General features: G+C 62.6%; 5 protein-coding genes, 1 tRNA gene and 1 pseudogene. 5 read left to right on the forward strand and 2 right to left on the reverse strand.

The genetic code is table 11. The annotated features are described in order from the left end of the window. Positions 1–7 precede the first annotated feature (7 nt). Positions 8–289: a DUF4212 domain-containing protein gene (locus RQP53_RS05315; RefSeq protein WP_315649161.1), complete on the reverse strand. Its 282-nt coding sequence runs from the start codon at positions 287–289 to the stop codon at positions 8–10. Positions 290–470: 181 nt separating this feature from the next. Here RQP53_RS05315 and prfB point away from each other — a divergent pair. The 4 genes from prfB (at position 471) to RQP53_RS05335 (ending at position 5,543) form a co-directional block, all read left to right on the forward strand. After that, a protein-coding gene (gene prfB, locus RQP53_RS05320; RefSeq protein WP_315649162.1) for a peptide chain release factor 2 occupies positions 471–1,575 on the forward strand; the annotation gives its coding sequence in 2 pieces (ribosomal slippage) (positions 471–551 and positions 553–1,575; 1,104 coding nt in all). Between the two features lie 171 nt (positions 1,576–1,746). Then, positions 1,747–4,431 (forward strand): aminopeptidase N, encoded by a 2,685-nt coding sequence (pepN, locus tag RQP53_RS05325; RefSeq protein ID WP_315649200.1) that lies wholly within the window; start codon positions 1,747–1,749, stop codon positions 4,429–4,431. Continuing rightward, a complete protein-coding gene (locus RQP53_RS05330; protein WP_315649163.1) occupies positions 4,428–5,441 on the forward strand; it encodes a class 1 fructose-bisphosphatase in 1,014 nt (337 codons plus the stop codon). Before pepN ends, RQP53_RS05330 begins: the two co-directional genes overlap by 4 nt. 26 nt (positions 5,442–5,467) lie before the next feature. Next, a tRNA-Thr gene (locus tag RQP53_RS05335) sits at positions 5,468–5,543 on the forward strand. 167 nt (positions 5,544–5,710) lie between these two features. Here the strand turns inward: RQP53_RS05335 and RQP53_RS05340 are convergent. Continuing rightward, on the reverse strand, positions 5,711–5,944 hold the full coding sequence (locus tag RQP53_RS05340) for a hypothetical protein (RefSeq protein ID WP_315649164.1): 234 nt from the start codon (positions 5,942–5,944) through the stop codon (positions 5,711–5,713). Positions 5,945–6,242: 298 nt separating this feature from the next. Here RQP53_RS05340 and RQP53_RS05345 point away from each other — a divergent pair. After that, positions 6,243–7,366 (forward strand): annotated as a pseudogene (locus tag RQP53_RS05345) (IS3 family transposase). The last annotated feature ends 285 nt before the right edge of the window (positions 7,367–7,651 follow it).

Here is a 7,651-nt window from a genome sequence, read left to right on the forward strand (position 1 = left end):
GCGCCGCTCAGTCACCTTCTCTATAGGCCTGATCCAATTTGCGCATCGCATGGGCGTAATAGGCAACGATCAGGCCATAGACGAGCAATGCCCCCTGTGAGGCGATCCAGAAGCTGAAGGGCCAGCCAAAGAAGCTGAAACTGAGCTGCCGCGCAAAATAGATCAGGCCAAAGCTGACCACCGACCAGATCAAAAGCAAGGCCACCGTCAGCCGACAGGTCCGGCGCCAGTAGTGCTGGCGCTGCAGGCTGGCAAAGCTGGTCTTGGGCTTGAGGTCAGGAAATTCCATGGGCTGAACGGCTGAGCCGCCCCAGTGTGCCGCAAACCGCGACCGCGCCAACCCGCGGTTTGCCCTCAGACCCTGCCCCTGCGCGGACAGCCGCATGGCAAAATAGCGGGTTGCCCACCTGCTGCGAAGCCTGCGGCAGGCACACCCTGGACCGACTCCAGGCGACCATACAGGATCAGTCATGGACATCGAACGAATCAATGCCATCGGCACCACCCTCGCCGATCTGACAGCGCGTACCGACGCGCTAAGGGGGTATCTTTGACTACGACCGCAAAGCACTGCGGCTGAACGAGGTCAATGCCGCGCTGGAAAACCCCAACGTCTGGAACGAGCCCAAGCGGGCGCAGGAACTGGGCAAGGAAAAGCGCACGCTGGAAAACGTCGTCGAGACGATCAATCACCTGACCAGCAACCTCGCTGACAACAGCGAGCTCTACGAGATGTCGAAGGAGGAAGGCGATCTGGCCGGCCTCGAGGCCATCGAGGCCGATGCCGCCAAGCTGCGCGAGATCGTCGAGCAGTTCGAGTTCCGCCGGATGTTCAACAACCCGGCCGATCCGAGCAACTGCTTCATCGACATCCAGGCCGGTGCCGGCGGCACCGAGGCCTGCGACTGGGCCGGCATGCTGCTGCGCCAATACCTGAAGTATTGCGAGCGCAAGGGCTTCAAGGCCACGCTGGAAGACGAGACCCCGGGCGATGTGGCCGGCATCAAGAGCGCCACCATCAAGGTTGAAGGCGAGTACGCCTTCGGCCTGCTGCGCACCGAGACGGGTGTGCATCGGCTCGTGCGCAAAAGCCCCTTCGATTCCTCCGGCGGCCGCCACACCAGCTTTGCCTCGCTGTTCGTCTACCCGGAAATTGATGACTCGATCGAAATCGACATCAACCCGGCCGATGTGCGCACCGACACCTTCCGCGCCAGCGGCGCCGGCGGCCAGCACATCAACAAGACAGACTCGGCGGTGCGGCTGACCCACATCCCGACCGGCATCGTCGTGCAGTGCCAGGATGGCCGCAGCCAGCACAGCAACCGCGACGTCGCTTGGAAGCGCCTGCGTTCGCGCCTGTACGACCACGAGATGCGCAAGCGCCAGGAAGAGCAGCAGAAGCTGGAAGACACCAAGACCGATGTCGGCTGGGGTCACCAGATTCGCAGCTATGTGCTGGACCAGAGCCGCATCAAGGACTTGCGCACCAACTACGAGACCTCGGCCACGCAGAAGGTGCTGGACGGTGATCTGGATCAGTTCATCACCGAGAGCCTCAAGCAAGGCGTGTGATCCCCCCCCCTACCGACTGCGCCGGCCCCCTCGAGGGGGCGATCCCGGCTGACCGGCGGAGCCGGATCAGCGGGATCCGCTGGGGGAATACATCCGCTGCCTGTGCTGATTGACCACTCGCCTCGAACCACACCGAGGCATTGAACGACACACCTAAGGAAGACCGCCATGATGCGTGAAGGCTCTGCCACCCTGATCCGCCGCGAAGACTATCTGGCTCCGGCCTTTTGGATTCGTACCGTTGACCTGAGCTTCGACCTGGACCCGGCCAAGACGCTGGTGACCAGCAAGATGCAGATCGAGCGCAATAGCGCCGTCGCCCATGGCCCGCTGCGCCTGCATGGCGAAGAGCTGAATCTGTTGCGCGTGCTGATCAACGGTGAAAGCGTGTCCTTCCGCCAGGAAGGCCATGAGCTGATCATCGAAGGCGCGCCTGACGCCGACTTCCAGCTCGAGATCCGCAACACCTGCGCCCCCGAGAAGAACACCACGCTGTCGGGCCTCTACACCTCGGGCGGCAGCTTCTTCACCCAGTGCGAGGCCGAGGGCTTCCGCCGCATCACCTACTTCCTCGATCGCCCCGATGTGATGGCCGTCTACACGGTGCTGCTGCGCGCCGACAAGGCCAAGTACCCGGTGCTGCTGTCCAACGGCAATCTGCTGGAATCTGGCGAGCTGGAGAACGGCCGCCACTTTGCCAAGTGGCACGACCCCTTCCCCAAGCCCTCCTACCTGTTTGCCTTGGTGGCCGGCGATCTGGTCGCACGCGAACAGCGCATCCGCACCCGCGCCGGCAAGGATCACCTGCTGCAGGTCTTCGTGCGCCGTGGCGATCTGGAGAAGACCGAGCATGCGATGAACTCGCTGATCGCCTCCATCGTCTGGGACGAAGCGCGCTTCAAGCTGCCGCTGGATCTGGAACGCTTCATGGTCGTCGGCGTGTCCGACTTCAATATGGGCGCGATGGAGAACAAGGGCCTGAACATCTTCAACACCAGCGCCTTGCTGGCCTCGCCGGCCACCGCGACCGACGCCGACTTCTCGCGCATCGAATCCATCGTGGCGCACGAGTACTTCCACAACTGGACCGGCAACCGCGTCACCTGCCGCGACTGGTTCCAGCTGTCGCTGAAGGAAGGCCTGACCGTGTTCCGCGATCAGGAATTCAGCATGGACATGGCCGCCACGCCGAGCGCCCGCGCGGTCTGCCGCATCCAGGATGTGCGCCAGCTGCGCGCCGCTCAATTCCCCGAGGACTCCGGCGCCATGGCCCATCCGGTGCGGCCTGACTCCTACGTGGAAATCAACAACTTCTACACCGCCACCGTCTATGACAAGGGCTCGGAAGTGGTCCGCATGTACCAGACCCTGGTCGGCCGCGCCGGCTTCGAGAAGGGCATCAGCCTCTACTTCGAGCGCCACGACGGTCAGGCTGTGACCTGCGACGACTTCGCCCAGGCCATCGCCGATGCCAACCCGGGCTCCGAACTGAGCACCCGCCTGGACAGCTTCAAGCGCTGGTACTCGCAGGCCGGCACCCCCCGCGTGCAGGCGCGTGGCAGCTATGACGCCGCCAGCCAGAGCTACACACTGACGCTGAAGCAGACCACGCCGGCCACGCCCGGCCAGGATCACAAGCTGCCCCAGGTGATTCCGGTTGCGCTGGGTTTGATCGGCGCGGAGGGTCAGGCCTTACCTCTGCAGTTGCAAGGCGAAGCCACTGCCAGCGGCACCGAGCGCGTGCTGGTTCTGGATCAGGCCGAGCAGAGCTTCGTCTTCGTCAACGTGGTCAGCCAGCCCGTACCCTCGCTGCTGCGCGGCTTCTCGGCACCAGTGGTGCTGGACGATGGCCTCAGCGATGCTGAGCTGCTGACCCTGCTGCAGCACGACAGCGACGCCTTCAACCGCTGGGAAGCCAGCCAGCGCCTGGCGCTGAACCGCATCCTCGCCGCCGTGCGCAGCGGCAGCGCCCTGCAGCTTGACGATGCCTTCATCGAAGCGATGCGCGCCGTGTTGCGCCACACCGAGCTCGATCCGGCCTTCAAGGAACTGGCCCTGACCCTGCCCGGTGAGGCCTATATCGCCGAGCAGCTGGATGTCGTCGACCCGCAAGCCATCCATGCAGCTGTCGAGGCAGCACAGGCCCAATTGGCCGCCGCACTTCGCGACGATTGGCAAGCGGCCTTCGAAGCCTGCCAGATCAGCGCCGGCTACGCCCCCACGCCCGAGCAGTCGGGCAAGCGGGCACTGGCCAATCTGGCCCTGTCCATGCTGGTGCTGGATGCGACACGCAGTGGCGACAGCGTCTGGCCCGGCCGCGCCTATCAGCGCTTCAAGGATGCCAGCAATATGACGGACCGGCTCGGCGCGCTGTCGGCCCTGGTCAACGCCCATGCCGAGCTGGCCGAGCCGGCGCTGGCTCGCTTCCATGCTCTGTTCAAGGGTGAAGCCCTGGTGATCGACAAGTGGTTCGCACTGCAGGGCCGCACGCCCGAGCGCGATGGCAAGAGCTTTGCCCGTGTCAAGCAGCTGATGCAGCACCCGGACTTCACGCTGAAGAATCCGAACCGTGCGCGCAGCCTGATCTTCTCGCTCTGCATGTTCAACCCCGCCGCATTCCACCGCACTGATGCTGCCGGTTATGTGTTCTGGGCCGAACAGGTGCTGGCGCTGGACGCCATCAATCCGCAGATCGCTGGGCGCCTGGCCCGCGTGATGGACCGCTGGAGCGTGCTGGCCGAACCCTATCGCAGCGCCGCACGCGAAGCCGTGGCTCGCGTCGCCGCCAAGGCGGACCTGTCCAGCGACGTCCGCGAGATCATTGAACGTGCCCTGGCCTCGGGAGAGCAAGCATGAGCCGCCGCATCAGCCTGACCCAATACCTGATCGAACAGCAGCGCCAGCATGGCCATATTCCGCAGGAGTTGCGCCTGCTGATCGAGGTCGTCGCGCGCGCCTGCAAGCGCATTGCCATCAGCGTCAACAAGGGTGCGCTTGGTGATGTGCTCGGCACGGCCGGCAGCGAGAACGTGCAGGGCGAAGTCCAGAAGAAACTGGACATCATTGCCAACGAGGTGCTGATCGAGGCCAATGAATGGGGCGGCCACCTGGCCGCCATGGCCTCCGAAGAAATGGAAGGCATCTACCTGGTGCCCAACCGCTTCCCCCAAGGCGAATACCTGCTGATGTTCGACCCGCTCGATGGCTCGTCGAACATCGACGTCAATGTCTCGATCGGCACGATCTTCTCGGTGCTCAAGAAGGTCGAAGGCAGCAAGGGCGTCAGCGAGGATGATTTCCTTCAACCCGGCAAGCAACAGGCCGCGGCAGGCTATTGCGTCTACGGCCCGCAGACCACACTGGTGCTGACCGTTGGCGACGGCGTCGCGATGTTCACGTTGGATCGCGAGCAAGGCTCTTTCGTGCTGACCCAGGAAGGCGTGAAGATCCCCGAGGACACCAAGGAGTTCGCCATCAATATGTCGAATATGCGCCACTGGGACGAGCCGGTGAAGCGCTATATCGACGAATGCCTGGCTGGCGCCGAGGGCGCGCGTGGCAAGGACTTCAATATGCGCTGGATCGCCTCCATGGTCGCCGACGTCCATCGCATCCTGACCCGTGGCGGTGTGTTCATGTACCCCTGGGACAAGCGTGAACCCAACAAGGCCGGCAAGCTGCGCCTGATGTACGAGGCCAACCCGATGGCTTTCCTCGTCGAGCAGGCCGGCGGCGCAGCCACCAATGCACGCCAACGCATCCTGGATCTGCAACCCAGCAAGCTGCATGAACGCGTTTCTGTTGTGCTGGGCTCAAAGAACGAAGTTGAACGAATTACTGCTTACCATCTTGAAAGCGGCAAATAAATCCTGCTAGAATAGCGGGCTTACACGCCGGTGTAGCTCAGTTGGTAGAGCAGCGCATTCGTAATGCGAAGGTCGGGAGTTCGACTCTCTTCTCCGGCACCAAAACAAGAAGGGATCTGGTGAAAGCCAGATCCCTTTTTCATTGGCAAGTCCGGTTACGTAGCCGGCCATCCCATCAATCGCTGCGCCACAGGAGTGGACAGCCCAGCACCGGCGACGCTGCAATACGCCTTCGGCCGGACGGTCGCGAAACGTATGCCACGCTCCGATTATTCGACACCGCCCTTTGGCGGTTTCTCCAGCAGATCGATCAAGGTATCCCAAGGCTCACTCGAAGTTCCATCGCCAGTCATCTGCAGGCGCTGATCCTTCAAGTAAGTGGCTACTGCCGACGCACTGCCAACCGAGCGCACCACGTGCGCCAGAACCTGCTCATGCACTAGGGCACGCAGTTGCAGCATGCCGATGGCTTCCTGCAGGTCGAGCAGCACTTTCTTGTCCATGGGTGTCCTTGCCTGTTGCACTGATCACATCAACATGATGCCCACTACGGCGCGAGTGCAGCCACGTGACACCAGTCAAGCGAACTAGATAGTCGCCTAGCATGCCCGAACGCTGTCTGCGGCGTCGTCAAAACTGCTGCTGCTTTACAGCCTTCTTTTGCCTGATGCAGCCACAGATGAGGCGCTTGCTGTCGCCAATAGACTTCATGCCTTCATCGACGACTCAAACCGTAAGCTCCCCCACCAAGTAGACAGCTGAGATCAGAGAATGCGGCCCAACCCCGGAAGGAAGAGGCCGATGAGGAAGAGCAAGTTCACGGAGAGCCAGATCGTGGCGATCCTCAAGGAAGGCGAAGCCGGCGTGCCGGTGGCGGAGGTCTGCCGCAAGCACGGCATCAGCTCGCCGACGTACTACGCTTGGAAGAGCAAGTACGCGGGCGCGACGGTTTCGGACCTGACGCGCATGCGTGAGCTGGAGGCGGAGAACGCACGGCTCAAGCGCATGTATGCCGACCTGGCGCTGGAGAACGCGGCCATCAAGGACGTGCTGACAAAAAAATTCTGACGCCGTCCGCGAAGCGGCAGGTGGTCGAGGTCATGGTGACCGCACCGCTTGCCGATCACGCGAGCCTGCGGGGCTGCAGGCTTGTCGCGGGCGGCGTCTACAAGGTTCCGGCGCTGCCGCAGGAGAAGGATGCCGAGGTCATCGACGCGCTCAACGGTGTGGTCGAGCGCAATGGCCGTTGGGGCTTTTGGAAGTGCTTCGACCGGCTGCGCCTGGATGGCCGGCCGTGGAATCACAAACGGGTCTGGCGGGTGTATTGCGAGCTGGGGCTGAATATCCCTCGCCGCACCAAGCGCCGAATCCCCAAGCGCGAGCCGGTGCCGTTGGCTGCGGGGTCGTTCGTCAATCAAGGCTGGGCGCTGGATTTCATGCATGACGTTCTCTACGACGGCCGTCGATTCCGAACCCTCAACGTCATCGACGAGGCTAACCGCGAGGCGCTGGCCATCCAGGTGGCCCAATCGCTGCCGGCCTCGATGCTGATTCGAACAATGGACCGCCTGGTGGATTGGTACGGCCCGCCGCTGTCGATCCGCATGGACAACGGGCCTGAGATGACCAGCCATGACTTCGTCGAATGGGCTCAGCGCCGGGGTATCGCGCTGAACTACATCGAACCCGGCGAGCCCAACCAGAACGCCTATATCGAACGATTCAACCGGACGTTCCGCACCGAGGTGCTCGATGCCTACCTGTTCAATTCCATCGAGCAGGTGCAGGCCATCGCCGACGACTGGCTGACCCAATACAACGAGTACCGACCGCATGACTCGCTGGGCGGCGTGCCGCCCAAGCAGTTCATGCCCCGACTGATCAACACAACCGCCGCAGACTCTAGGAATCAGCTGTCTGCTTGACAGGGGAGCTTACGAAACCACGCGCATTGCTGGAACGCATGCGCCGGCTTTGCCCAAGCTAGAACCAGCCGGACGAAGATCCAAGCAGCCGGAGCGAGCAGGTGTTTGACCAACTTATGGCTGGCGGGCAATTGAAGGCCGAAGGTGAAGTGATCCGAATCACTGCCTAGTCGAGTGTTGCGCTGTATCGGTCTCATTCGGCACAGCTCTCCGCGGTGAACCCAAATGCAAAAACCCCCGCTTCGTACGAAGTCGGGGGTTTTGAACTTGCAGGTCTCACTGTGG

The sequence above is a fragment of the Roseateles aquae genome (genome assembly GCF_032337115.1).
Taxonomy (GTDB): domain Bacteria; phylum Pseudomonadota; class Gammaproteobacteria; order Burkholderiales; family Burkholderiaceae_C; genus Roseateles_C; species Roseateles_C aquae.